General features: G+C 61.9%; 23 protein-coding genes. 11 read left to right on the plus strand and 12 right to left on the minus strand.

The window, feature by feature from the left end; translation table 11 throughout:
• From WKF55_15420 to WKF55_15440, 5 genes are all read left to right on the plus strand, one after another.
• The coding region (locus WKF55_15420; GenBank protein MEJ7760969.1) for a hypothetical protein at positions 1-226 on the plus strand (226 nt) is incomplete at its 5' end.
• Positions 216-1,139, plus strand: coding sequence for a DUF6263 family protein (locus WKF55_15425; protein ID MEJ7760970.1), 924 nt, complete (start codon positions 216-218; stop codon positions 1,137-1,139). The genes WKF55_15420 and WKF55_15425, both read left to right, overlap by 11 nt.
• Positions 1,136-2,320, plus strand: coding sequence for a DNA repair exonuclease (locus WKF55_15430; GenBank protein ID MEJ7760971.1), 1,185 nt, complete (start codon positions 1,136-1,138; stop codon positions 2,318-2,320). Before WKF55_15425 ends, WKF55_15430 begins: the two co-directional genes overlap by 4 nt.
• The gene (locus WKF55_15435) at positions 2,317-4,776 is read left to right on the plus strand and encodes an SMC family ATPase (GenBank protein MEJ7760972.1); all 2,460 of its coding nucleotides are present in this window, start codon (positions 2,317-2,319) and stop codon (positions 4,774-4,776) included. Before WKF55_15430 ends, WKF55_15435 begins: the two co-directional genes overlap by 4 nt.
• Positions 4,776-5,765, plus strand: coding sequence for a GNAT family N-acetyltransferase (locus tag WKF55_15440; GenBank protein MEJ7760973.1), 990 nt, complete (start codon positions 4,776-4,778; stop codon positions 5,763-5,765). The genes WKF55_15435 and WKF55_15440 overlap by 1 nt, the downstream gene beginning before the upstream one ends.
• A 15-nt stretch (positions 5,766-5,780) precedes the next feature.
• Here the strand turns inward: WKF55_15440 and WKF55_15445 are convergent, their stop codons facing one another.
• From WKF55_15445 to WKF55_15460, 4 genes are all read right to left on the minus strand, one after another.
• Positions 5,781-7,871 (minus strand): hypothetical protein, encoded by a 2,091-nt coding sequence (locus WKF55_15445; protein ID MEJ7760974.1) that lies wholly within the window; start codon positions 7,869-7,871, stop codon positions 5,781-5,783.
• A complete protein-coding gene (locus WKF55_15450) occupies positions 7,799-8,770 on the minus strand; it encodes a serine/threonine-protein kinase (GenBank protein ID MEJ7760975.1) in 972 nt (323 codons plus the stop codon). Before WKF55_15450 ends, WKF55_15445 begins: the two co-directional genes overlap by 73 nt.
• Positions 8,771-8,860: 90 nt before the next feature.
• Positions 8,861-9,361: a nuclear transport factor 2 family protein gene (locus WKF55_15455; GenBank protein MEJ7760976.1), complete on the minus strand. Its 501-nt coding sequence runs from the start codon at positions 9,359-9,361 to the stop codon at positions 8,861-8,863.
• 641 nt (positions 9,362-10,002) lie between these two features.
• Entirely contained in the window at positions 10,003-10,611 is a 609-nt protein-coding gene (locus WKF55_15460) for a TetR/AcrR family transcriptional regulator (protein MEJ7760977.1), read from the minus strand.
• Between the two features lie 67 nt (positions 10,612-10,678).
• Here WKF55_15460 and WKF55_15465 point away from each other — a divergent pair, with 67 nt between their 5' ends.
• Positions 10,679-11,320, plus strand: coding sequence for a hypothetical protein (locus WKF55_15465; protein ID MEJ7760978.1), 642 nt, complete (start codon positions 10,679-10,681; stop codon positions 11,318-11,320).
• Positions 11,321-11,382: 62 nt separating this feature from the next.
• Here the strand turns inward: WKF55_15465 and WKF55_15470 are convergent, their stop codons facing one another.
• The 4 genes from WKF55_15470 to WKF55_15485 all read right to left on the minus strand — a co-directional run bounded on the left by WKF55_15470 (position 11,383) and on the right by WKF55_15485 (position 15,947).
• Positions 11,383-11,931: a hypothetical protein gene (locus WKF55_15470; GenBank protein MEJ7760979.1), complete on the minus strand. Its 549-nt coding sequence runs from the start codon at positions 11,929-11,931 to the stop codon at positions 11,383-11,385.
• Between the two features lie 547 nt (positions 11,932-12,478).
• Positions 12,479-13,489, minus strand: a complete 1,011-nt coding sequence (locus WKF55_15475; protein ID MEJ7760980.1) for a hypothetical protein — start codon at positions 13,487-13,489, stop codon at positions 12,479-12,481.
• Positions 13,490-13,576: 87 nt separating this feature from the next.
• The gene (locus WKF55_15480; protein MEJ7760981.1) at positions 13,577-15,289 is read right to left on the minus strand and encodes a S8 family serine peptidase; all 1,713 of its coding nucleotides are present in this window, start codon (positions 15,287-15,289) and stop codon (positions 13,577-13,579) included.
• Between the two features lie 412 nt (positions 15,290-15,701).
• Positions 15,702-15,947 carry a hypothetical protein gene (locus WKF55_15485; protein MEJ7760982.1) on the minus strand — a complete coding sequence of 82 codons (246 nt, stop codon included), beginning with the start codon at positions 15,945-15,947 and terminating at the stop codon, positions 15,702-15,704.
• 98 nt (positions 15,948-16,045) lie between these two features.
• Between WKF55_15485 and WKF55_15490 the strand changes: the two genes are divergently transcribed.
• Positions 16,046-17,161, plus strand: coding sequence for a hypothetical protein (locus WKF55_15490; protein MEJ7760983.1), 1,116 nt, complete (start codon positions 16,046-16,048; stop codon positions 17,159-17,161).
• A gap of 13 nt (positions 17,162-17,174) precedes the next feature.
• Here WKF55_15490 and WKF55_15495 read toward each other — a convergent pair whose 3' ends face one another.
• A complete protein-coding gene (locus WKF55_15495; GenBank protein ID MEJ7760984.1) occupies positions 17,175-18,218 on the minus strand; it encodes an NAD(P)H-binding protein in 1,044 nt (347 codons plus the stop codon).
• Positions 18,215-18,403, minus strand: a complete 189-nt coding sequence (locus WKF55_15500) for a hypothetical protein (GenBank protein ID MEJ7760985.1) — start codon at positions 18,401-18,403, stop codon at positions 18,215-18,217. The genes WKF55_15495 and WKF55_15500 overlap by 4 nt, the downstream gene beginning before the upstream one ends.
• 298 nt (positions 18,404-18,701) lie before the next feature.
• On the opposite strand from WKF55_15500, the gene WKF55_15505 reads away from it, so the two are divergent.
• The 4 genes from WKF55_15505 to WKF55_15520 are packed head-to-tail and all read left to right on the plus strand — an operon-like array spanning position 18,702 to position 21,059.
• Entirely contained in the window at positions 18,702-19,115 is a 414-nt protein-coding gene (locus tag WKF55_15505) for a 6-carboxytetrahydropterin synthase (protein MEJ7760986.1), read from the plus strand.
• A gap of 4 nt (positions 19,116-19,119) precedes the next feature.
• Positions 19,120-19,671, plus strand: a complete 552-nt coding sequence (folE, locus tag WKF55_15510; GenBank protein MEJ7760987.1) for a GTP cyclohydrolase I FolE — start codon at positions 19,120-19,122, stop codon at positions 19,669-19,671.
• Positions 19,672-19,681: 10 nt separating this feature from the next.
• Entirely contained in the window at positions 19,682-20,401 is a 720-nt protein-coding gene (locus WKF55_15515; protein ID MEJ7760988.1) for an SDR family oxidoreductase, read from the plus strand.
• 37 nt (positions 20,402-20,438) lie between these two features.
• Positions 20,439-21,059, plus strand: a complete 621-nt coding sequence (locus WKF55_15520) for a hypothetical protein (GenBank protein ID MEJ7760989.1) — start codon at positions 20,439-20,441, stop codon at positions 21,057-21,059.
• On the opposite strand, the gene WKF55_15525 is transcribed toward WKF55_15520, so the two are convergent.
• Complete coding sequence (locus WKF55_15525; GenBank protein MEJ7760990.1) at positions 21,056-22,867, minus strand: long-chain fatty acid--CoA ligase; 1,812 nt, start codon at positions 22,865-22,867, stop codon at positions 21,056-21,058. The two genes, WKF55_15520 and WKF55_15525, sit on opposite strands and share 4 nt — an antisense overlap.
• A 27-nt stretch (positions 22,868-22,894) precedes the next feature.
• Positions 22,895-23,620 carry a hypothetical protein gene (locus tag WKF55_15530; GenBank protein ID MEJ7760991.1) on the minus strand — a complete coding sequence of 242 codons (726 nt, stop codon included), beginning with the start codon at positions 23,618-23,620 and terminating at the stop codon, positions 22,895-22,897.
• Between the last annotated feature and the right edge of the window lie 8 nt (positions 23,621-23,628).

The following is a 23,628-nucleotide window of genomic DNA, read 5'->3' on the forward strand; positions in this document are numbered from 1 at the left end:
TTACGCGCAGATTCAAAGTCGCTTAAATGCGCTGTACGACGAAGCCGACATTATTCGAGCCAGAAACGCGGTCATGAGAGAGAGACCCGCAAACGTGAAACACGCGTTCGAATCCAAATTCCGGACGATTATTTCCCCCCATCCCGTGACTGTTACAGCCGCCGCAAGACATCCTGCCGCAACCTCAGTGCGATCCCTGCCGCTTGGCGATCCGTATGATCCATAGCAGCCTCGCCGTACCTGCACTGCACCGGCTCATGGCTGCCGAAGCCATCCGGAGGCGGGCCGCGTTGACTCGCAGCGTCGCCGCAGTGGCGGCTTCCTGCATGATTGCGTTTGCGGCGTCGTCGGCAGGCGCGCAGTCGGTGCTGCTAAAGATTCGCCCGAGAGTCGGTGATACACTCGCGGTGCGGATGGATCAGCAGGTAGAGATGACCGGAGTTCCGGTGGGCTGCGCCAGCGGAGGCACTCAGCCGAGAAATAGCCCTCCAGCACGGCCGTGTGCGGAAGTGACGCGGCACATGACGACGAAGATGGAAGTCTTCAGCCGCGCCATCGTCCGGAAATCCACCGATGACGTGACGATGCTGCTTGCGATGACGGATTCCGTTCGCACTGCGGCATCGTCGACACCGGGAAAGAGTCCTCCGTTAAGGCGCGTTACCGGGCCCCGCGGATCGATCGAGTTCCGCGTCAACACTGATGGCGGTGCGGAAGTAACGAACGCCGATGCCAGCGACGAGCTACGCGCGATGTTCGGGCAGATGCCCGCCATGTTGCCGCGAAAGGCCGTGTCGGTAGGTGAGAAGTGGACGCGCGAGATGCGTATCCCCATCACCGCCGAGCAAGGTGCGAAAAGACTGGTGCGGGCAACGTTCCAGCTTGATTCTCTCGGGCCTAATGGTGATGTGGCCCATATTTCAATGCGAGGCAGCGTGTCCGGCGATCATGGCGACGGAAGCCAGCCGGAACAGTCAGGCTCCCTTACCGGCATGATGCAGCTCGACAGGCGTCTTGCATGGATCACCGAGACGCGCGCAAGCATCGATATGCGATCTGTCATCAAACCCGCAACTGGCCCGCCGATGGCGGTGTGGACGCGAGTCACTCAGCATCTAAGGACGGCACGGGCTCAATGAAGCTCGTCCATCTGTCCGACCTGCATCTCGGGTTCAGGCAGTATCAGCGGCTTGCGGCGAACGGAATCAATCAGCGTGAGGCGGACATCGCTTCCGCGTTCCGGCGCGCGATCGACCGGGTGATCGAGATTCAGCCTGACGTCATTCTCATTGGCGGCGACGTATTTCACAGCGTTCGGCCCACAAACCCGGCAATACTCCACGCTTTCAAGCAGTTTTCGCGTCTCACGGAAATGCTGCCGGACGCGAGCATTGTGATGATCGCTGGGAACCACGACAAACCGCGCACTACGGAAACCGGCTGGTTGCTCAGGCTGTTCTCGACCCTTGGAATCACCGTCGTCGAAGAGGAAGCGAAGAACGTCACGTTTCGTGATGGCGAACTATCGGTGCTTGCCATCCCCAGTCTCATTCGCCCGCGCCCGGCGTTCGAGCCGAGCAAAACAGCGCGCTACAACGTGCTGCTGATGCACGACCAGGTCGAGGGGGTCATCAACCGCTTCGGCGCGCCGCCGCCCCTGCCGGGTGTCGAGCTGCCTCGAGAAGATCTGCGTCCGGAACGGTGGGATTATGTCGCGCTCGGCCACTACCATGTGTATACACAGGTTGCACCGAATGCCTACTATTCCGGCTCGCTCGAGTACGCGAGCTCGAACGTCTGGGGCGAAGTAGACGAGGAGTTCCGTCGAAAGATTCCGGGGAAGGGCTTTATCGAGCATAATCTCGACACGGGGCAGCATCGATTCCATTCGGTAACGCTGGCCCGAAGGGTGATCGACCTCCCGGAGGTCAGCGCTGTCGGACGCACGGCCGAGCAGCTCAGCGCCGACATCTGTGCAGCTGTCGATTCATGCAGGGGCGGAATTGACGACATGATTGTTCGCGTTGTCGTTCGCGATGTACCGCGACATATCCTTCGCGACCTGGATCACCGGAAGATTCGGGAGTTCAAGCGGCGCGCGCTTCATTTCCATCTCGACGCAAGGCGGCCGCAGCCGGTGCGGATCGAAACAGGCGGCGCGCCGGGCAGGCGCACATCCCTCGCCGAAACGGTTCGGTCGATGCTTGAAAAAAGGCAGCTCACGCCAGGTATCGACCGCGCAGCGCTCGTCAATCTCGGCATGCATTATCTCGACGAGGCTGACCGCCTTTCCCCGGCTCTGGCTACCGACGAAGGATGAAGCTGCACTCGCTCAAACTCAGGAACTTTCGCCAGCATGTCTCCAGTGAGATCGTGTTCGAGTCCGGCATCACTGGGATCATCGGGCCGAACGGCGCGGGCAAGACCACTATTCTGGAGGCGATCGCGTTCGCGCTTTACGCGTGGAGCCGCTCAAACCGCGATCAGATGTTGTCCCAGCAAGCGAGCGCCGGCTCATCGATGGGTATAGAGCTGGAGTTCGAGCTCGGGCGTCACCGTTACCGCATCGTCCGAGGTCGCAGCTCGGCCGAGCTGTATCTCGATGGCGATCCGGAGCCGATGGCTGTGACGCCAACAGCGGTCGCCGAAAAGCTGCAGCGGCTGCTTGGCATGTCACGCGATGAATTCTTCAGAACCTATTTCACAGGACAGAAAGAGCTCGCGGTGATGGCGACGATGGCTGCCTCCGAGCGCGCTCGCTTTCTGTCCCGCGTGCTGGGTTATGAAAAGCTTCGATTGGCGCAGGACATGGTTGGCGAGCGACGTCGAACCCTTGCCGCAGAGATAACCGGATTGAGGGCAGGCATGCCCGACCCCGCTGCAGTCGAAAAATGGTTGACAGAGGCTCTCGCGAGAGCTGCGCAGGCAAACGCGGCGGCGCAGAGCGCTGAGCACAGAAATCTGCTTGCTGGAAACGCGCTGGCGATGGTCACTCCGAAATGGGCGCTGGCACAGCAGAACCGCGACAAGGCGCTGCAGATTCAGGCCGATATCACGGCAAATGAACGCGATGAATCGTCGCTTCGGCGAAACGTGGAGCGTGTATCGTCGGAGCTTGCCACAATTGCGGAAGCGCGAGCGGAGCTCGCGAAACTGCAACGAGCCGTCGAGCCGCAGGAAGAACTGCGAGCCGAGCTCGGCATTCTGGACGAGATGTACCGCGAGGAGGGTCGGCGCAAGACTCTGGTGGAAAGTGAAATTGCACTGCGTGAAGAGCTCGACCGGTTGCGGGCGCGCCACACGGTCATCGAAAAAGCACCGGGACTGGAAGAGGATGTCACGGTGGAGCTCGAGAAGAAGCGCGCCGAGCTTGAGGATGCGCAGGGTGAGCTCGAAGCCCGCCGCACCGAGTGGGTGCGCGACCGGCAGGATGCGGACACAAAGCTACACGACCTCCGCAAGCAGCTTATCGAAGTGCAGCACCAGCTCGACAGGGTCACGAGTCTCGGTGCTGACGGCGCCTGCCCAACCTGCAGCCGTGCCTTGGGCGAGAATCTGCATACTGTTGTAGAACATCTGACAGAGAACGTTGAGGCTCTCACGGCAGATGGCCTTTATTACCGCAACCGATTCGAGCAGTTGTCGGATATGCCTTCGAACGTGCGGGCGCTGGATGAGCGCCGGCGCACGCTCACAGGTCAGGCCGGCGCTCTCGAGCGAAAGCTTGCGCGGGTCCAGCTGGCGGTGCAGGAGCTCGGGGGCATCGTACGCGACATCGCCTTCAAGGATAGGCGCATCGAGCAGATGCGACGCGACATTGCCGCGATTGCGCGTGGGTTCGATGCCGCCCGCTACGATTTCGTGAGATCCGAGCTCGCCCGGCTCGCCCCGCTCCAGGCGCGCCTCGCCCGGCTGGACGCGCTTGTCGAGCGCGAGCCGCAGGTCACGCGGGAGCGAGGCGAATACGCCGGCACGCTGTCGTCAATCGAATCTCTGCTCGGAACACTCCGCATGAGACACAAACAGATGTCGTTTGGGGTGGTCGATTTCGACCGACTCAAAGCCGATTATGACAGGTACAACGCCGAAGCGAGATCCGCTGAACTTTCTCTGAATACCGCCAGCTCCGATCTCCGAAATTCGCGTGAGGCGCTTGAAAAAGCACTCGCGTCCGGGCAGGAGTCGAAAGCCATTCAGGCTACTGTCGACCAGCGCGAGAAGGAGCGCCGCCTTCACGAAGAACTCGACCGGGCTTTCAACGAAATGCGCACTCAGCTCAACGCCGAGCTCAGACCGGAGCTGTCCGACCTGGCGACCACGTTCCTGCGAGAGCTGATGGATTCCCGAACCGCCGAGATCGAGCTGGATGAGAAGTACAACATCACCGTGCTTGAGGATGGCATTAGCAAGCCGGTTCTCTCGGGGGGAGAAGAGGATATCGCCAACCTCGTGCTCCGGCTCGCCGTTTCGCAGATGATCGCCGAGCGATCGGGTCAGGCGTTCTCGCTTCTGATACTCGACGAGGTGTTTGGTTCCCTCGACGAAACGCGGCGCTTCAATGTGATCGAGCTTCTCCGCGCCCTTGGCGATCGTTTCGAGCAGGTCATTCTCATCACGCACATCGAATCGGTGCGCGAGGGAGTCGACAGAGTCATCACTGTCCGTTTCGATTCGTCGGCCGCTGCATCCGTGGTCGAGCAAGCACACGGCGGTCGGGACATATCATCGATGGGAACGCTGTGGGAGCCGGTGCTCATCACCGCCGGAGCCGCCTGATGGCCGTCTCGCGAAGCTGGCGCCAGGCGAGGGTTCCGACAGGACCGCATCAGATGCTGGACAGCGACATTCCGGTGCTCAACGCGGTCTTCAGTGACGCGTTTACAGATAGATACCGGCGCGACGGAATGGCAGGCGTTCGCGTCCCTTATTTGAATCCCGCAGTCTGGCGATTCGCGATCGCGGATGCAGGCAGCGGTGCGATGCTATGGCGCGACGACCGAGGCAACATCGTCGCATTCAACGTCGTCCACCAGTCTGGCGCCGAGGCATGGATGGGGCCGCTTGCAGTACATCCCGATCTACAGGCCCATGGGGTGGGTAAGACCGTGGTGTCGGCGGGCATCGAGCTGCTCAAAACCAGTGGCGCGCGGGTGATCGGCCTCGAGACGATGCCTCGCACGATGGACAACATCGGGTTCTATTCGGCACTGGGCATGACGCCGGGGCACCTGACACTCACTGTTACTGTCGATGGCGCGCACGGTCCGGCGGATGATGGCCGGCGCAGGTCAGTGCGACTGGGCAGTCTTCATGCCGACGAGCTGGACCATGCAGTGGCTGAGTGTCTTGCTCTGACTGCATCGATAGCGCCGGGCTATGACTTTTCCCGCGAGATTCATCTCACTGAGGAACTTTCTCTTGGTGATACATTGACGCTCTGGGACAGGGACGAGCTGGCCGGCTTCGCGATCTGTCATTCGGTGCCGCTTGTCGAAGGCCGGGTTCGCGAAGAGTTGCGCGTTCTCAAGCTGGTTGCGCGATCTGACGAAGATTTCGATCCGCTGGTGACGCTGCTCTCGGATCATGCACGGCGGAGTGGCACACGACGCGTGGCCATTCGCATGCAGGGGCAGTATGGGGAGGCGTATCAGACGCTCATCAGGCGGGGAGCGCGGGTGAGATGGTCGGACCTGCGGATGACTCTCGAGGGGTACGGAGAGAACCGGCCACAGCGAGGCGTGGTTCTGTCGAACTGGGAGATCTAGCCTCTACCAAACGCGTCATCGGCTTTCTGAAGTATTGGGCCGGGGTTTCGCCGCATCGGTCTTTGCCAGCACAGACAAACGCGCCTTTGCCGTGTCGACCATGGCCCGATGCGCGGGGGGCGGCTGATCGTACGCGGCGACGAATCTGCGATAATGAACGGCCGCCGAAGCGCGGTGACCAGCCGCGTCGAACGCGCTGCCCCGCTCGAACTCGGTGATAGCACTCATAACCGCAACCGTTACAACGTTAGCCGCTGAACTGGGTCTCGCGTCCGGCCACATGATATAGCGTTCAGCGTTGGCACTTTGTCCGGCCCTGCGCAGCCCCCGCGCCACGACTATTCGATTCACCGCTTCGACCGCGAGCACATACCCGACGCCGCGCATGAAGTCGTCGCTCAGTGCCTTGAGGCTGTCCGCCGCCCGGTTCGGGTCGCTGCGATTCACCCACAGTCCGTCAAGCGACCGTGCAGCATTTCGGAAAATGGACAATGTGTCCGCCGAGAGCTCTCTCATCGCTGCACGCACCCGCGGCTTGTCGCCTCGCACAACCCCAACCAAGCCGTTCAGCCAACTCAACTCGGCGCGGTCGACACTGGTGGGCCGCGCCTCGGAGAAGCTTCGCGCGCGCTGTACCGCACTATCGGCAACCATCGGATCGACGGTCCCCAGCCAAGCGCCCAGGGCCGACGTACGTGCCATTGCCTGCCGCATCGCCACCGGAAGTCCGGTCTCCTCCAGGCGCCGCGCCGCGCTCACGGCGCCGTTCCAGTCTCCACGCGCAGCGCGCAATTCGCTCTCGCCATATGCCGAAGCCACGCCGACCTCGCCTTGGTAGATACCTGCCTTACGTATCCGTGCAAGCATATCCAGCTGATAAGCGTGTTGCGAGGAAACCTGCGTCAAAAACCCGGAGAGCATCAGAAAGGAAGGATCGTCGCGCGAGTCCTGCGCGAGCGACCTTGCAAATCTGAATGCTCGAGCCTCGGCCGGCATCGGCTGGCCGGCCCCCTCTGCAGTCAGAATCTCGCCGCTGAATTCCATTAGCCTGCCCCACGGTCCAGCCGCTGCGCGCGCCGCGCTCGTCAGTAATGCCCCAGCCTCGGCTGGTGTTCCAAGAACGCCGGTAACCATTGCTTGATGGAATTTCGTGTCGGCGTGTTCAGGAACAAGCAGCTCCAGCCGGTCGAGCAGCGGTTGAGCCTCGGCCAGGGGGATGCCATAGATCGGGCCCGTGTGGATGATCGGGTCAGCTGCAGCCATGATGAATGGCGGATAGTCAGGAAAACGCTGGATCAATGCTTTCCACTCCGCTACACGTTCCGGAATGGGCAATGATCGCTCGCGCGTTTCGATCCATAGCCGTTCGCGCTCCGGCAACCGGTCCCTGAGCGCGAGCAATCGAGCGTGAACAGAGGAGTCCCTCGGCTGGAGGTTCCACTCGTTGACATAGTCGTACCGGAGGTATGCCTGCGCGAATGTTGTGTCCAGCTCGAAGGCGCGGCGATAGTCTGCCAGCGCTGCTTTCAGGTCGAGCCGTTGAAATCGCCGCTCGCCGTCCAGAAATGCGCGTAAGGCATCGAACGACGGCGTAGTGAGCCCCGCCAGTACTGGCGACGGTGAAGTGCCGCGTCGCCAGACCTGCCGCAGGACCGACCAGCTCAGCGAATCCGTCAGCGCCGCGATGTCACGCGGCGTCGCAAGGGACGATGCTTTCGCCAGTGTGGAGTCCGTGCCAACCACGCGCAGCACTACCGAAGCGCGCACGCGGTCACCTTCGCTCACGAGGGTTCCGGTCATGACGCCCTTAGCGCCGAGCTCCATCGCTAGTTGCTGTGCATCGACGAGCGGCATCGGTGAAGGCAGCTTGCGTGCGCGCATCAGCAGAGTGGCCGCATCGATGCTGCGCAGCGCGCCCACCCCGTCGAGGTTCGCGCTGAGTGTCACGACGAGGTCCTGGCCGAGGCGGGTGAGAGACGTGTCGGACGCTGCAATCAGCGGCATGACGGCGATCAGCTCTGCACCTTCGGCAACTACCGGAGCGGCGGCGGCGGAGCGCGATTTGAGAAAAACGGCGGCGGACACGGCAATCGCAAGCACCAGCACCGCGGCACCGATCGGCCAGCTTCTGCGCGCGGAGCGGGTAAAACTCCGTGCGTGGGGGTGCCGCTCGACGTCGATAGCGCATCGAGAGCGGTGAGCATTTCGTGTGCACTCTGCGGACGCGCCGAGGGATCCTTGGCGAGAGCATGCGCGACCAGCTGGCTCAATGCGTCAGGAACATCCGCGCGAGCCGTGCGGACATGGGGCGCAGGAATGGTAATGTGGGCCGTGATCACCTGTTGCGCGCTGCCGCTGAACGGCGGCGAGCCGGCGAGAAGCTCGTACGCAAGTACACCGACGGCGTAAAGATCTGCGCGGTGATCGGTACTGGGATCGGCCGTTGCCTGCTCTGGAGCCATGTATGCGGGGGTGCCCAGCGCAATGCCTACCGATGTCATGTTGCCCGCTTCGCTCAGCGCTTTCGCTATGCCGAAGTCGGCGACCACCGCATGCCCCGCCTCGAGGAGCACGTTCTCCGGCTTGATGTCACGGTGCACGACGCCTTGCCCGTGTGCAAACGCGAGTGCGTCGAGCACCTCCCGTAACAGCCTGACTGCACGCGGAATGGCCATCGGCCCTTCGCGGGTCATGCGTGCACGCAACGTCTCGCCGCGCACGAACGGCATGATGTAGTAAAGTGCGCCGTCCGCCGTGCCCGCCGAAAGGATGGACACGATGTGCGGGTGCTGAAGCCTGGCGATAACCTGAATTTCACGGCGAAACCGATCGCCACTGATTCCGTTGGTTGACTCCGCCGATAGAACCTTCACCACGACGTCGCGATCGAGCGACGCGTCGTGCGCGACGAACACGCGCGACATGCCGCCGGCACCGAGCTCACGCTCGATACGATAGGCGTTTCCAACCGCCTGCTGGAGCGTGTTTCGGAGGGCGTCGGTCATGAAGCCAGGGCGATGATCCGCGCATGTTGGTCGACACCGGGACGCTCTGGACGTGGGCGAGTCAATCGGGATGACAATAGTCGCTCTTCGTCAGCCGGGTCGAGTGGCACATGGGGCGGGACGCACGGTGTAGGTCAGACCGGTAATAATCCATTGGCCGCCTTGGTTCACAAGCTGAACAGCGTCATAACCGCAGTGGCTCAGCCGTGCACCAATATGGAAGTCATAAGGCGCCCAAAGAGTAGCGACAGGACCATCGAGCCGCACCTCCGGCGACCACATGCGCTCCCTCAGTTCCTCCGGGCTGCCAGCGATCGCACGCAGCAAATCCGGCACAGTCTGGGTGCGGTGAGCGCGAGTACCTCCGGGTCCGATCGAAACCAGCACAAGTTCGGGTGCAAGGAGCTGGCGAATCACCGCTGTGTCTCGAGTTCGCATCGCCTCGAAGAGGCGCTCGACGGTCACCACAACGCTGCGTTCCGCGTCGCGGTCGACTGTCGGACCTGCGGCGGGTGAAGCCCGATTCTGCGCAGTCGGGGCACAGGCAAGCGTGGCGATGCAAAGTGCTGTAAGAGTTGTCAAGACGCGCATATTCTCAAGGTGAGGTTGCGAGGGGATGCCCAGGGACTGGTGCAACTGGGCCGAACGATGTGGAACGCGCGCCAATTCTCCGCGGATTACGCTGCGGCGAAGCGAGAAGCTTCGTCAGGCGATACAAAAACTCCTGGCCTTCATAGTACGACTGGATGCGCATTCGCTCGTCACGACCGTGCGCACGTGGCCGCACCATCACTTTGCAATGGCGGAAGCTGATGGATCGCTATTACAAACTCGTCAACTGACATCAAACCTTTCAGGTACGATCTCAGCAGCCGCAACAGCTCACCCGCTTGAGGTGGGAAGTCGGCATCTTCGGGCATCGATGACGAGGACCCCTAACCCGTGGACAATTTGGCGGAAACGAGACCGGCTGCGAACGAGTGTGATTGCATCTCGGGTGGCGAGTTGCTGCGAGTCTGTCTAAACGCCCGGCGTTCTGCTGCGTGGGCCCCTCATAAAATGCGCGCTCAGTGCGCTTCCGCATAGCCCTCGACAGCAGCGGCCGCTGTCATCGCAGCGAGAGTCGAAGCCAGCTACGGTCGAGCGGCCGACATTGCCATCCATGCCGTGAGTGCGGCCGCCACAATACAAGCTGGGAGGAAGCGCCAAACGACGCGCCACCTGGATTTGCATTAGCTGACGGGCTCGTAGGAGGCGCGGAGCAGCCATGTCCGCGCCAGCGAGTGGAACATTGCGTCCATCTGTGCCGGAGTAGTCGAAGCACGCCGCTCGCCGAACCATTCCAACATCTGCATCAGCGCGCCGGCGAGCATGCGCGCAACCAGTGATGCGGGGACCGGTGGGTTCGATCCGGGTATCGACCTGACATGTCGTTCGATAATGGCAGCGAGGAAATCGACGCCGAGATCTGATATTTGCTGCAACTGCCCCGAGGACCGCAGTGCATCCAGAAGCGGCTCAGCATCGGCGAGGTGTACAGCGAATTCGGCGACAGGAGCTATTCGGACACCAGCTCCGGATGAGGCGTCCATCTGCTGCTCCAGCCAGCCGAACATCCTTTCGTAGCTCGTGTGCAGAACATCGTGCTTGTTTCGAAAGTGCGCGTAGAAGGTCGACCGGCCTACATCAGCGCGGTCAAGAATGCTCTGAACCGTGATGTTGTCGAACTTTTCCTCCAGCATCAGCTCCACCAGTGCGGCGCCGAGGGCGCGAGTGCTCCGCGCGATCCTCGGGTCGGAAGATGCGACTTTCCGGACATTTAGTGCTGGCTTGTTCGACATGGCGAGCGGGATGCGGTGAGCGGGTCAATATTGCCCCCGGTCAACCACTGAGCAACCCAAATCCACGATGACTACGAACCAGAAGGCATCTCTCGCAATTGTCGCCGGCACACTCTGCGGCTTCGTCACGATGACCCTGCATCCCACAGGTCACGACGTAATTCAAAGCGTCGCCGGAGGCGGTAAAGGATCGCTAAACGTGATGGTTCATTCGCTCGCACTGCTCGGACAGCCGCTGATAGTGATGGGCACTCTCGCATTGACTCTTCAGTTTCGGACCGAGCGGGTGCTCGCCGTCGGGGCCCTGGTGTTCTTCGCATGGGCAAGCGCGGCGATCATGATCGCGGCAACCGCGAGCGGATTCATCGCCACCGCGCTGCTCGAACAAACAGTCAGGGAACAGGGTGCGGCAAGGGATTTTGCAGCGAATGCGCTAGGCTACACAGTGCTGTTGAACCGATCTTTCGACAAGGTATACGTCTCCTTCAGCGCCCTCGCACTGCTGCTCTGGTCGGTCGCAATGATTCGCGAAAAGATTCTATCGCGTTCGCTCGCCGTTTACGGGATAATCAGTGGAATATTGATGCTCGCTGTCACCTTGAGCGGTCGCCTGAAGTTCAACATTCACGGCTTCGGAGCAGTTGTCCTCGCGCAGGGAATCTGGTTGCTGTGGATGAGTGTAACGCTGCGGCAGGCAGAGCAGCGTTGAAGCGTCTTCCGCTGAAGGTCGCTCCGCGTCACCGTCACGCGCTTCCGGACTTCGCCGCAGTCTCAGCGCCACTCGAAGTCCACTACTACTGGGCGGTGGCGAGACAACCCCACCACTGGCGTCGGCGTGAGGCCGAGGGCTACACGCTCGGCCGAGGGAAAGTCGTCCCAGTTTACGACGCGCGCGCTCAACGCGCTGAGTGTCAGGTCGCTGAAAATCACTACATCCATACGGGCGCTGTGGAACGGGCCGCCCCGGCCGCGCCGACGCGTCTCCTCCGAGCTGTCCGGAGAGCCGCCCCGGGCCCACAGGTCGAGTCCGACGAGAAGCAACCTTCGGCCGCGTACTTCGACGACCGCGGCGTTCGTCGCGACCCCGCGCGCAAACTCCGATCTCAGGCGAGCATGCAGTGAGTGCTCCCCGACTTCGTCGAAGCTGAAGATATCCGCATCCGTTGCCTGCAGGATCCGGCGGAAGACCGGTGGTCGCCTGACGAAGGATGATTCGGCAACGTTCCAGACGCTTACACGGAACCGTCCGGCGCTTCCTCCCGGGTGAAGCTCGTGGGCGGCGCGTGGTTGGCAGCCAGCGACCAGGATCGAAACGGCCACGAAAGTGATCCACGCGTTTCTACCAGTAATTGATGGCAGAAGGTCGCGGACCGAGGACCTCGATGCATATACCGACACTCTATGGTTCCGCGAGGAGGCGCGTCGTGATCTCCGAGACGGGAGTTAGGCGGGCTTACGAGGCTGTAGGAAAACCTCATGGAATGTTGCAGTACATGGTCGTGCATGGCAATCGCACGGCATAATGAGCGGCCGTGGCATTGAGCGGCTTTGTCGAGAGCAGGTGACCTTCATTGCGCTCTGCCGAGATGCCGCGCCTCACTTCACGACGGTCGCGGATTTCATAAGTACCCTGGGCGAAGATCTCGCGCGCGTCTTTGCGACGATGCTGGCGGCGTGCGATCGAGCAACGCGTACTGACAGCTCCCCCTTGGCTCACATCCGCGGTAACTGAACACTTGACTAGGACACCTGTGGTTGCAGCAGGCGTACCATCAGGATGGTCGGCCGGTTTGCTGTCGGGGCGAGTCCTGGAAGCCAACGTGCGCGGAGCCGGCGAGGCACGGACGCCCCGCCGACCCGCGCTGGATCAGAGCCTGTCCACCAGCGCGATCGACAGTCCGGCTTCGCGCGCCATCTCGATGGCGCGGCGGACCGTGGTGCCGAAGATCGCACCGTGCTCTACCCTCGACTTCGTACCCTTGATCTTCACCTCGCCGTCGCCAATACCCAAGTGGGTAAGCACGCCCACGGCGGCGACGCCCTTGAAGCCCAGCCCATCGCTCTCGCATGAGATCAACCCGGATCCGGAATCGCCAGGAGCGCCTGCGAAGTCACCCTGCCAGAAGTCCTGATCGCCGCCACCACCGACCCCGACGCGCGCCTTGGTGAGCACCGTCTCCCCAGCCACCAGACCGTTGCCGTAGTGGCAGCCGAACTTGCCGAAGCCGAGAAATTCGGCGCCCGAGTAGCTTCCCCACACCGGCATCGCGGTCCGGACGAGGTGCGCGAGAGAAGCGGGGATCTCGACGATTCCGAAGTCGTTGCCGATGTCCTCGGTGGCCGTCGGATCCGTCTGTCGGGCGTATGCCACCCGGCCGATGGTCACGAACTTTCCGAGCAGCCGCGAGCTGCGGAAGTTCCCTTCGCATCCCTCGACGCAGACCTGTACCACCACTCCGGACGCGTCGTAGTCGGCGCCTGCACCGTGGGTCGACTTGCTCGCGGCCGGGACGAAGCAATGCCCGGCGGCACCGAGATACAACTGCGTTCCCTGCCGCCAGATGAAGTTGGCGGTGCAGCCGAAGCGGCCCTCATTGGGAATCGTGATGAGAATGGCCGATCCGGTGCCGATGCCGGTGGATCCTGCCGGCAGGTCGAGCGTGCCGAGCAGCTGCTTCGTGTCATCGATCCAATTGGTGACGTCGATCCGCGGGCGCTTGAGCTGCACCCCTCCGGTCACTTCGTTGCCGAGCACCACGGCCGTGGTCGGCGACGAAGCGATGGGGGCGGTGGGGGCGGTGGGGGCCTGTGCGCCATCGGCGCAGGCGCCGAGGCTAGCCAGCAGGGCGAGGGCGGGGGCGAAAGTAACGATACGCATAATTGTCTCCCATTCAGCGGGTAATTGCCATGGAGCCCGGCGGTGGGCATCCCAGTCCAAACTGTCGTACATCTGCGGCCGTGAGCCTCACGGCGTCTGTTGCACTGCGCGCTTCGCATTGATGCGCCCGTAACCGAACACCGGATCCCACCCTGGCGTGCCGAGGTCGTTCGCGCTCGCCCGCAACACCTGGCGCACCTGCGCGGGGGTGAGGTTGGGGTTCTTGCTAAGCACCAGTGCGGCGACCCCTGCCGCATGCGGCGAGGCCATCGACGTGCCGCTGAGCGACGCGAGGTTGCCGACGGTGTTCAGCAGCGTGACCGACGTCGGGCCGTTGCGGATCTTCTCGTCGAGGTACAGTCCGTCGTCGAGCGAGATCGAGATCGCCGGGATCCAGGCCCGGCCGTCGGGAGCCGTCGCTGTGCCGAGCGTGCCGGCGAAGCTTCCCGGCTGGTTGTTGTGCATGACGATCCCGGCGCACCCGGCGTTCATCGCGGCTTCCGTCTTCTGCGCGAACGTCAGGTTTGCCCCGCGGCTCACCACGGCAATCTTCCCGACACAGTTGACCATCGCGAACTCCGGCGCCGAGCCGAACCCGGCAAACACCGCCGCCGACGTAAGTCCGGTCCTCGACGTCAGCCCCGCGAAGAGCATCGGAATGCTCCCGAGCTCGTTGCCGCCGTCAGTGTCCACCGTGAGCGCGGCGCGGCTTCCCTTTCCCACCAGGTACGACGACAAGTTCTGCACCCCAGGCGCGGTGAGTTCCTGGTCGTCGCCGAACTGCGAGAACGATGAGAGTCGATCCTCGTCATCGGTCGCGCCGACCGCGACCACCGAGGCGTACGCCGCTGGATAGGCTATCACCGGTTGGTTGACGCTCTGCCCGTTGACCACCGAGCTGTTGCCCGAGGCTGCGATGAGCACGATTCCGCGCTCATAGGCGGCGTTCATGGCCATCTCCTCGGCCTCGCTCGCGAGGGGCACATGGATGCGCTGCCCCGCCTGCACGATAGTGCAGCAGCCGAACGACATGTTGATGACGTCCATCCCGTTGTCGATCGCCCACTCGAGGCCGGCGAGCTCGCGCGACTTGGTCGCGCCGCCTCCGGCGCAATCGAAGAATCGGATGGCGTAGAGCTGCGCCTTGGGCGCGACGCCAACCGTGCCGTTCCCGTTGTTGGTGGCGCCGACGATCCCGCCGACATGTGTGCCATGGCCGAAGCAGTCGCCGTAGTTCAATGGGTCGACGGTCGGGTCGGCTGCGGAGTTGGGAATGAAGTTCACGCCGCCGACGACGACGAGGTCCGGATTGGTGAGGTCAATCCCCGAGTCGAAAATCGCCACCTTCACGTTCTGCCCGCTGTAGCCGAGCGCCCACGCTGCGGGCGCCTCGATCTTCGAGACACCATAGTCGATGATCTGCTTGCCGCCATACGGCGCGAGCTCGTTATCGTCCTCGACAAACTTGACCCCGGCCGACGCGGCGAGCAGGTCACGCTGAGCGACGGGAATCGAGGCAGCGACCACGGGAATGTACTTGTATCGCCGCGTGACGCGCCCGCCGAGCGACTCGACGAGCGTCACCTGACTGGCGCCAGGCGCCTGGGTGAAGCCGACGAGCACATCCGCCGTTGCCGCCGACCCCGTCAAAAGAGCCGAGCTCTGCTGGACGGCGGCGGAGGGTGGCAACACCGTGCGTTGCGCGTCGCAGGCGGAGAGGAGAAGGGCGAACCCGAGCGTCGCAAGAGTGCGTAGCGACACCGCGCGGGCGTCGAGCGCGGGAAGTACGAGCTTCGACATGCAGTGCACGGACCACCGGGCAGGGTAGGTTCGCCTCTTCATGAATTTCCTCTCTCAGTTTGGCAGCCCCCCCCGCAGTTCAGTGGGGCAAGCCGCGTCTTAACCGCATGCGAGCCGAACCAGTTTCCGGCGCGCGATTGTGCGATGAGACCGCGATGCACATTGGGCTCAACCCAATCTCGCGCGGCGGGCGACGAGCGAAAATCGGGCGATATCCCTATTTGGCACGTCCCGGCCGGATCAAACATTTGCCCGTGTAAGTAGATTGCCGTAGTTCGCCCCGAATGCCGCCCACGGGAAGTACTTTCGCAGACGCTCGAATCGCCATCCCGACCTTTCCCCCGTCATTGCAACGGCTTGGGCAAACGTCTACCTCGGTACCGCGCGAAGCTTTTCGTCGCCGGTCGTGCTGTCAGGCCGCGCTATCTGTCTGGCGGAATAGTCGTGTGCCGAGATAGGCGCCGGCGAACGCACCGGCAATGGCGCCGACCAGAAGGAGGAGGTCGTGACGAGCGAACGCCCCCACATTACCAGCGAACAGAACGCTGGCCAGTAGAAAGACAGTCATGGGTGTTGCGACCAGCAGTCCGATTGTAGCGGCGCGGCGTTTCAAGAGCGCCGCTCCCAACGCCGCGACAACCGCGAAGATTCCAGCCATGCCGGCCGTAGACCATAGCCCATCGCAGGGAACATCGTTTTTTGCCCTCGGATCATCCGATAACGACCAAAATTGACCACCACACTATATTCGTGCCGATGCTTCTCAGAACGATCTCACTCCGCTCTGCCATACTCGCCGTGGCCGCATGCGCGCCGTCCGCGAATCGCGGGGCAGCCTACCCAGGTCGCTCCAGCGAACCGCTTCCCGCGACCGGACAACCGGCAGCGAACGCCGCTGCGCCAGTACCGCCCCTTCCGTCAGAGCGACATCTATCCAGCCTGCAACAACTCACCTTCGGCGGAGAAAACGCCGAAGCATACTTCACTGACGACGGAAACTGGCTGACATTCCAGGCGTCACGCGGCGAGCGGAAGTGCGACCAGCAATACGTCATGAAAATCGACGGGACTGGATTGAAGCGAGTCTCCGACGGCCGCGGCCGCACCACCTGCGGATGGTTCTTCCCGGGCGGCGACAGGCTGCTTTTCGCGTCTACAACAGCCCACGAAGATCTCTGCGCCGCGAAACCAGACCCAGCCAGCGGCTACGTCTGGCCCCTCGACCCGTACGACATCTACACCGCGAACCGCGACGGCACCGGCACAAGACGTCTTACATCGTACAACGTCTACACTGCCGAGGCAGTGATCTCTCCCGACGGTCGCCGCATAGTTTTTACGTCGCTAAAGGATGGCGACCTGGACATCTATACAATGAACGCCGATGGCAGCGATGTCCGCCGCCTCACCAACACGCCCGGCTACGACGGCGGCGCCTGGTGGTCACCCGACGGCCGGAAAATCGTCTACCGCGCGAATCATCCATCGGACTCCACTCAGCTCGCGCAATACCGCGCCCTGCTCTCACAACGCCTCGTTCGTCCGAGCCGTGTCGAGCTGTTCGTCATGAACGCCGACGGATCCGATCAACGCCAGATTACACGGCTTGGGGGCGCCAACTTCGGGCCGTCATGGACGCCCGACGGGAATCGGATCGTGTTCTCGTCGAACCACAAACAGCCGCGCAGCGGCAACTTCGATCTGTATCTCGTCAACGCAGATGGCACCGGTCTCGAACAGATCACGTTCGACGAAGGATTCGATGGATTTCCCATGTTCAGCCCCGATGGCCGGCGACTGGTGTGGGCGTCGAATCGGGGCGCTGCAACGCAGGGTGACACGAACCTGTTTGTCGCTGAGTGGGTGAACTGAGCACCCAACCCTCTTAGGATTTTCCGAACATCGACCCCAGTGCCGAGCCAGCGGTAATTTTCCGGAGATAAAGCAGCTCCTCCGGCGCGAACGGAACCGGGACAATACCGAACACCGTCGTGATATCGTTTTCAGGAATCACATTGTCGATCGCGAGCAGATCGAGCAGCGCGGTCGTCAGCGGCGGCCTGGGTAGAAGTTTCTGCGCTGCGGCAACCAGTGGACGAACCGCACTCACCGGCATTCCGACGAGCTTGCGGTGCGTGTTCATCGCCACAAGAATCCGCTCTGTCATCTGCCTGAGAGTCAGTGGTGTTGAACCTCCGATCGAGAAGCTCCCACCGATTGTGGCATTGTCGCTGAGTGCCTTTCTCACCACAGTCGCAACATCGCCGGCGGCAATGGGCTGAAAGCGCGCCGTGCCTCCGCCGGGAAGAGGGAACACGAACGGCGACAATCGAACCATCCGCCCCAGCACGTTCACAAACTCGTCGTCCGGTCCGAATATTACCGATGGCCGGAGTATGGTCCACTTTGCGCCGCTGGCTGTAACCATATCCTGCGCGCGCCCTTTACTGCGCAGAAAATCGTACGGAGAGGAACTGTCGGCCCCATTCTGCGACATGTAAATGACCCGTTCAACGCCGGCGCGCCGCGCGGCATCGAGAACTACCGCTGTTGCATCGGTGTTGACGTCCGCATAACTCTCGCCGCTTTTCTCAATCGCGATTGCGGCCAGGTGGACGAGTGCACTCCCGCCAGCCATCGCGGCGCGCATCGATTCAGCGTTGCGGATGTCGCCCACGCGAATCTCGACGGGGATCTGACCGATTCGCGTTGTCGCGCCTGCGATGTCTCTCACAACGGCGCGAACCTTCCACCCAGCGTCAGTCAGTACACGACATACCTGCGATCCCACCAGTCCCGCTGCTCCCGTGACGACGACAGGCCGGTCGCGAAATAGTTCAGACGGTTGCGGCTGTTCGGCCACACCAGTGAGTGCGGCGCTGTCCGACGAATCAGAGGGCGTCGTGTAGCCACCCAACGGTGCCGTCACCTGACGCGGTCCTGGTTTTTTTCGGCCGCGGGCGCCACACGTGCGCCGCGTAGAGTCACGCCCCAGACAAGGAGAAACACACCAAACACCAGCAGCAGATGGACATATCCTGGTGCTTCGGTGATAGCGGTGATGCCCGTCCAGAGTACGAGCATCACTATCCCTGCGACGAGTTTCAGGTTCATTTCAATTTCGTTGACGGTGAGTTTGCGCGTCCCTAAATTATAAGTGTTACAAGGGTGTGCAGTCGCACCTTCAAGGAATGAGGAGTCTCACTTTTTGAGCCGTTAAGTCCTTCGAGTGGGTCCGATAAATCAGGCTGACGTCACGCCCCAGTGCGGGGAAGGCACGAGGCAGGAGTGAGGACCTCATAAATTCGACCGGGCTTCAAAAAACCTCCTCGTTCCTGCTCGTCTGGAGCTCCGCCGTCGCCGTTGTGTGCCGGCGGGGCTTTTTTTTCTGCGCTTTCCCTCCGGGAATGAAATGCCACACGTCACGGTCACTCGCCGCCTGCGATTCAATGCCGCGCATCGCGTATTCAATCCGGCTTTCTCCGACGCACAGAACCAGGCGACGTTCGGCAAATGCAACAATCCCAACTGGCACGGGCACAATTACATTCTCGACGTGTCGGTCGGCGGAGTGATCGACGAAAGTACGGGCTATGTGCTCGATCTAGGCCGGCTGAAGGAAATCGTTGAGCGCGAGGTCGTGGACGTCGTGGATCACCGGAACCTCAACATCGACGTACCGTTCATGAACGACAGAATTCCTACCGCCGAGAACATGGTGGTCGCGTTCTGGAAGGTGTTGCAACCGGCTGTGGCTCCGGCGCAGCTGACCCGACTTGTTCTCTGGGAGACCGACAACAACTATGTCGAATACACCGGGACCTGACGCAATGGAGGATCTGGTCCGCCGACAGCTCGAATTGCTCGGCGAGGATGCATCGCGCGAGGGGCTCCTCAGGACTCCGGGCCGTGTCGCTGCTTCACTCCAATGGCTGACGCAGGGGTACGCGCAGGATGCCCGCCAGGTAATTGGTGACGCATTGTTCGACGAATGTCATCCCAACATGGTGATGGTGCGCGATATCGAGCTCTATTCGATGTGCGAGCACCACATGCTGCCGTTTTACGGCAAGGCGCATGTCGCCTACATCCCGAATGGCCGCATCGTTGGACTGTCGAAGCTGCCCCGGGTTGTCGACGTTTTTGCGCGGCGTCTCCAGGTACAGGAGCGGCTTACCGAGCAGATTGCTGAAGCCTTGAGCGACGTGCTGGAACCGATGGGTGTCGGGGTGGTAATCGAGGCGCACCACCTGTGCATGATGATGCGCGGCGTGCAGAAGCAGAACTCGAAAACCATCACTTCGGCGCTGCGCGGTGTGTTTCGCGACGATCCCAAGACTCGCGACGAGTTTCTGCGCCTGGCGCACAACGGCAGGGATTAGGGCGTTGGGCATGCCCGCGTTGTCCGGCAGGAACGTTGTCGTCACTGGCGCGTCGCGCGGCATCGGGGCAGAGATTTCGCGGCAGCTGGCTGCTTCGGGCGCGAGGGTGGCGCTGCTTGCAAGAACGGAGTCGGCGCTCAAGACAGTCGCAGCCGAGATCGGAAGTGCTTCCATTGTCATTCGATGTGATTTCTCCGACAGCCGGTCCGTCGACGAAGCAACTGCTGAAGTGAGCCGTGCGTTTGGTGACGCACCGGATATTCTGGTGAACAATGCCGGGTCATTTCACCTGGCCCCGCTGCATGAGTTGTCCGTTGTCGCGTTATCTGAGTCGCTACAGACCAATCTCGTCGCTCCGTTCATCCTCGTGCGTGCATTCCTGGCCCGGATGCGTGCAAGGGGCAGCGGTCACATCGTGACCATCGGCTCGGTTGCGGATCGGTCAGTATTTCCGGACAACGGCGCCTATGCGGCAAGCAAACACGGCCTGCGAGCAATGCATGAGGTGTTGCTCGCCGAGCTGCGCGGCACCGGTGTCAGGGCCACTCTGGTTTCGCCGTCGGCCGTGGACACAAGTCTATGGGATCCCATAGATACCGAGAGCGGCGCCACTCCATATCCGAGCCGCCAGTCAATGCTCTCGCCACAGGCCGTTGCGCGCGCGGTGCTGTTTGCGCTGGAGCAGCCCGAGGAGGTCAACATCGACGAGCTGCGCCTCTCCCGAAGCTGAAAGCCGCCGCTTTGCGGCCACCGGTCCAGCCGACGCCATGCATATAGAGTTCATCGATCTGTTCCGCTGCCCCGAGCCGCATGAGGAAACCTGGCTGGTTGCCGCGTTCAGCCGAATTGAGGAGAGAATCGTAATCGAGGGGAGACTCGGCTGCCCAATCTGCAAGACTCAATACGCAATCGTCGATGGAGTCGCTGTTTTTGGTGAGACAGCGACAGAGCAGGTGACCGGCGCAACTCCGCCGTCAGCTGAGGCCGTAACCCGGCTCGCCGCCATGCTCGGCATGTTGCGGCCCGGCATGCTCGTGCTGCTCACCGGTTCGCTCGCCGCCGAGAGTTGCGAACTCTCGAGCCTTTTTTCGGGCCGTGTACTCGTGCTGAATCCGATACCCGGTCTAGTGACTGACAGCGAAGGAGTCGGCTCGATCAGGACAGGCAGCCCGATTCCGGTTGCCTCACGCTCGGTGGATGGCGTAGCACTCGATACCGCAACAGACGATGCGGTAGTGCTCAGGGAAATCGTCCGCGTGCTCAAGCCGGGCGGACGCCTCGTCGCTCCGGCGTCGATGTCGCTTCCTGGCGGATTGAAGCAGCTCGCCCGCGATGAGCGGTACGTGGTCGCCGAATCTGTCGGCGAGCTCGTGACCCTTGGACGTTAGCGTTCCGCGTATAGCGCGTCGATGATTTCCCTGTAGTCGTTGTTGATGACCTTGCGCTTGACGCTTTGCTTGGGGGTGAGCTCGCCGCGCTCGATCGTGAATTCGTGCTCGAGCAGAGCAATCTTCTTCGGCCTCTCGAACTGAGCCAGCCGCGCGAGCTGTAGACCCACTTCCTCATCGACCTTCGCGACGACCGCTGGAATCGTGATGAGCTGCGCCCGGTTTGTCCAGGTGATATTGCTGTTCGTTGCCCACGACTCGAGTTCCTCGAAGTCGGGAACGATCAGCATCGATGGGAATTTCCGCTTGTCGCCTAGCATCACAGCCTGGCTCACGAACTTGTTGGTCTTTACGAGGTTCTCGATTGGCTGCGGCGCGATGTTCTTGCCACCGGCCGTCACGATGAGGTCCTTCTTGCGGTCGGTGATCGAGACGAAGCCATCGTTGATCTCGCCGATGTCGCCTGTATGGAACCATCCTTCGGCGTCAATCGCCTCAGCAGTCGCCGCCGGATTGTTGTAATAACCCTTCATCACACTCGGACCGCGTGTCAGTATCTCACCGTCGGCGGCAATCATCACCTCCGCGCCACCGACCGGCTTCCCGATTGTGCCGATCCGGAAATGCTCGGGGCTGTTGACACCGATTACAGGCGACGTCTCGGTAAGGCCGTAGCCTTCGAGGATGACGAGGCCGGCAGCGTAAAAAAACTTGTTGATCTCCGGCGACAACGGCGCGCCCCCCGAGACGAAATACCTCAGTCTCCCGCCGGTACGCTCCTTCAGTTTCGAAAAGACGAGTTTCTGCGCCAGGGCGTACTGCCGGGAGAGCATTCCCCCCGGCTTGCCACCGGCAAGTGTCACATCCGCGAACTTGTCCCCGACCTTCGTCGCCCAGGAAAAAATCCTGCGCTTGACGAGCCCGCCCGAAGCGCCACTCTGATGAACGCGGGCATACATTTTTTCGTACAGACGCGGCACCGACAGCACGATCGTCGGTCTCACCTCCTGGAGGTTCACCGGCACTGCGTCGATGCTCTCCGCGTATGCGATCGACGTTCCTGTCGCGAACATCATGTAGTCGCCCATCCGCTGAAAGACGTGCGAAAGGGGGAGAAAGCTGAGCGACACGTCGTTACCGGCGAACGGAATCTTGACGCGGCTGGCTTCGACGTTGGAGTGAAGATTGTTATGTGTGAGCATCACTCCCTTCGGTTGCCCTGTCGTGCCCGAGGTGTAAATGAGAGTGGCGAGATCGTCCGGCTGAACCTTGTCGGCATCGGCACGGTACTGGTTCTTCGACTCGGAGGTTTCCACTTTCGCCCCGATCGACTCGACGGCGGCGATGGTGATGTCGGCAAGTTCTCCCACATCTTCGAAGCTGATCACCTTGCCAAGCAGCGGCACGTCTGCGCGGATCGAAGCGATCTTTTCCGCCTGCGCACGCGTCGACACGAATACCGCAACCGCTCCAGAGTCGTTCAGGATCCAGGCAATCTGGTCAGCGGGAAGAGTAGGGAAGAGCGGAACGTCGGTGAGACCGATGGTGAGACATGCGTAGTCCGCAATTGCCCACTCCGGCCGGTTCTCGGACAGGATCCCGATCCGATCCCCAGCCTCGGCGCCGAGTTCGCGCAGACCCATCGCGAGATGCCGCACCCGGTCTGCCAGGTCACGATGTGATATCGGCCGATAAACGCCAGCGGACTTGAACTGGAGCGCGTCCGGCTTGTCATAGCGTTCGACCGCGTCGAAGAAAAGCTTGTTGATAGTGCCGGGTGCCGGCGGCGGTCCACCACTTACTATCACGTTCTCCTCTCTGGGTTGGCGGTTGATCTACCCTGGCTTGACTCTGAGCACGAGACGGACGGGACTGCCGCGAACTGCAACGCCACGGTGCCTGACCGTCGCCTGCACAATAACGGAGTCCACGAGCGCGGTCAGGCGCGCTGGGTCGAGCCTTATTCTACGCCCGGCGATTCCACTTGCGTCAGTGGTATCCACCTGTGATGGACGGCCAGCATCGTTGACGAGGGTCGCGAGTCCGGGTGCAGTGCCACCGGCCACCACAAATGTCACTAGCCAAGATTTAACCGCGCTGTCGGTTGTGGCAAGTCCGTGCAGCACCTTGACACTCAGCACGGGCGACAAGTTGCGGGATGAATCGGTCAATGAATAAGACAGGCTGTCACGGCCGTTCGATACTCCGACTGTGTCAGGGCGCAGAGTGACATCAAGCAGGAGAATGGCCTGGATCCCCCCGATACTGGCAACGATTCTGGCCGGAGTCGTGCGCAGACTATCGCCGGTGACGACGCCAGTGGCCGCATTTATCCTGATGCCGCGGTCGGGCGTGGTGAACGTCGCGGATGCGCCGGGAATCACATCGCCCTGAAAATTATAGGCAGTTGCGAAGAGCGGGCGGACGACACCGTTGATGTCGCGAAGAGTATCGCCGAGTACGACCGACGGCGACGGCAGGGAATCAAAGGCAACCGACAATACCGCGTCTGGTTCCGTGGGAACTTCGGTGCACGCACCCGCCAAAAGAATTGCAGTCACTGCCGCCA

The sequence above is a fragment of the Gemmatimonadaceae bacterium genome, from assembly GCA_037721215.1.
In the GTDB taxonomy this organism is placed as follows: domain Bacteria; phylum Gemmatimonadota; class Gemmatimonadetes; order Gemmatimonadales; family Gemmatimonadaceae; genus UBA4720.

Coding starts and splice junctions, on each gene's coding strand:
- WKF55_15425 (MEJ7760970.1), top strand. CDS start 216: ATGATCCATAGCAGCCTCGCCGTACCTGCACTGCACCGGCTCATGGCT.
- WKF55_15430 (MEJ7760971.1), top strand. CDS start 1,136: ATGAAGCTCGTCCATCTGTCCGACCTGCATCTCGGGTTCAGGCAGTAT.
- WKF55_15435 (MEJ7760972.1), top strand. CDS start 2,317: ATGAAGCTGCACTCGCTCAAACTCAGGAACTTTCGCCAGCATGTCTCC.
- WKF55_15440 (MEJ7760973.1), top strand. CDS start 4,776: ATGGCCGTCTCGCGAAGCTGGCGCCAGGCGAGGGTTCCGACAGGACCG.
- WKF55_15450 (MEJ7760975.1), bottom strand. CDS start 8,770: ATGACCGACGCCCTCCGAAACACGCTCCAGCAGGCGGTTGGAAACGCC.
- WKF55_15455 (MEJ7760976.1), bottom strand. CDS start 9,361: ATGCGCGTCTTGACAACTCTTACAGCACTTTGCATCGCCACGCTTGCC.
- WKF55_15460 (MEJ7760977.1), bottom strand. CDS start 10,611: ATGTCGAACAAGCCAGCACTAAATGTCCGGAAAGTCGCATCTTCCGAC.
- WKF55_15465 (MEJ7760978.1), top strand. CDS start 10,679: ATGACTACGAACCAGAAGGCATCTCTCGCAATTGTCGCCGGCACACTC.
- WKF55_15475 (MEJ7760980.1), bottom strand. CDS start 13,489: ATGCGTATCGTTACTTTCGCCCCCGCCCTCGCCCTGCTGGCTAGCCTC.
- WKF55_15480 (MEJ7760981.1), bottom strand. CDS start 15,289: ATGTCGAAGCTCGTACTTCCCGCGCTCGACGCCCGCGCGGTGTCGCTA.
- WKF55_15485 (MEJ7760982.1), bottom strand. CDS start 15,947: ATGGCTGGAATCTTCGCGGTTGTCGCGGCGTTGGGAGCGGCGCTCTTG.
- WKF55_15490 (MEJ7760983.1), top strand. CDS start 16,046: ATGCTTCTCAGAACGATCTCACTCCGCTCTGCCATACTCGCCGTGGCC.
- WKF55_15500 (MEJ7760985.1), bottom strand. CDS start 18,403: ATGAACCTGAAACTCGTCGCAGGGATAGTGATGCTCGTACTCTGGACG.
- WKF55_15505 (MEJ7760986.1), top strand. CDS start 18,702: ATGCCACACGTCACGGTCACTCGCCGCCTGCGATTCAATGCCGCGCAT.
- folE (MEJ7760987.1), top strand. CDS start 19,120: ATGGAGGATCTGGTCCGCCGACAGCTCGAATTGCTCGGCGAGGATGCA.
- WKF55_15515 (MEJ7760988.1), top strand. CDS start 19,682: ATGCCCGCGTTGTCCGGCAGGAACGTTGTCGTCACTGGCGCGTCGCGC.
- WKF55_15520 (MEJ7760989.1), top strand. CDS start 20,439: ATGCATATAGAGTTCATCGATCTGTTCCGCTGCCCCGAGCCGCATGAG.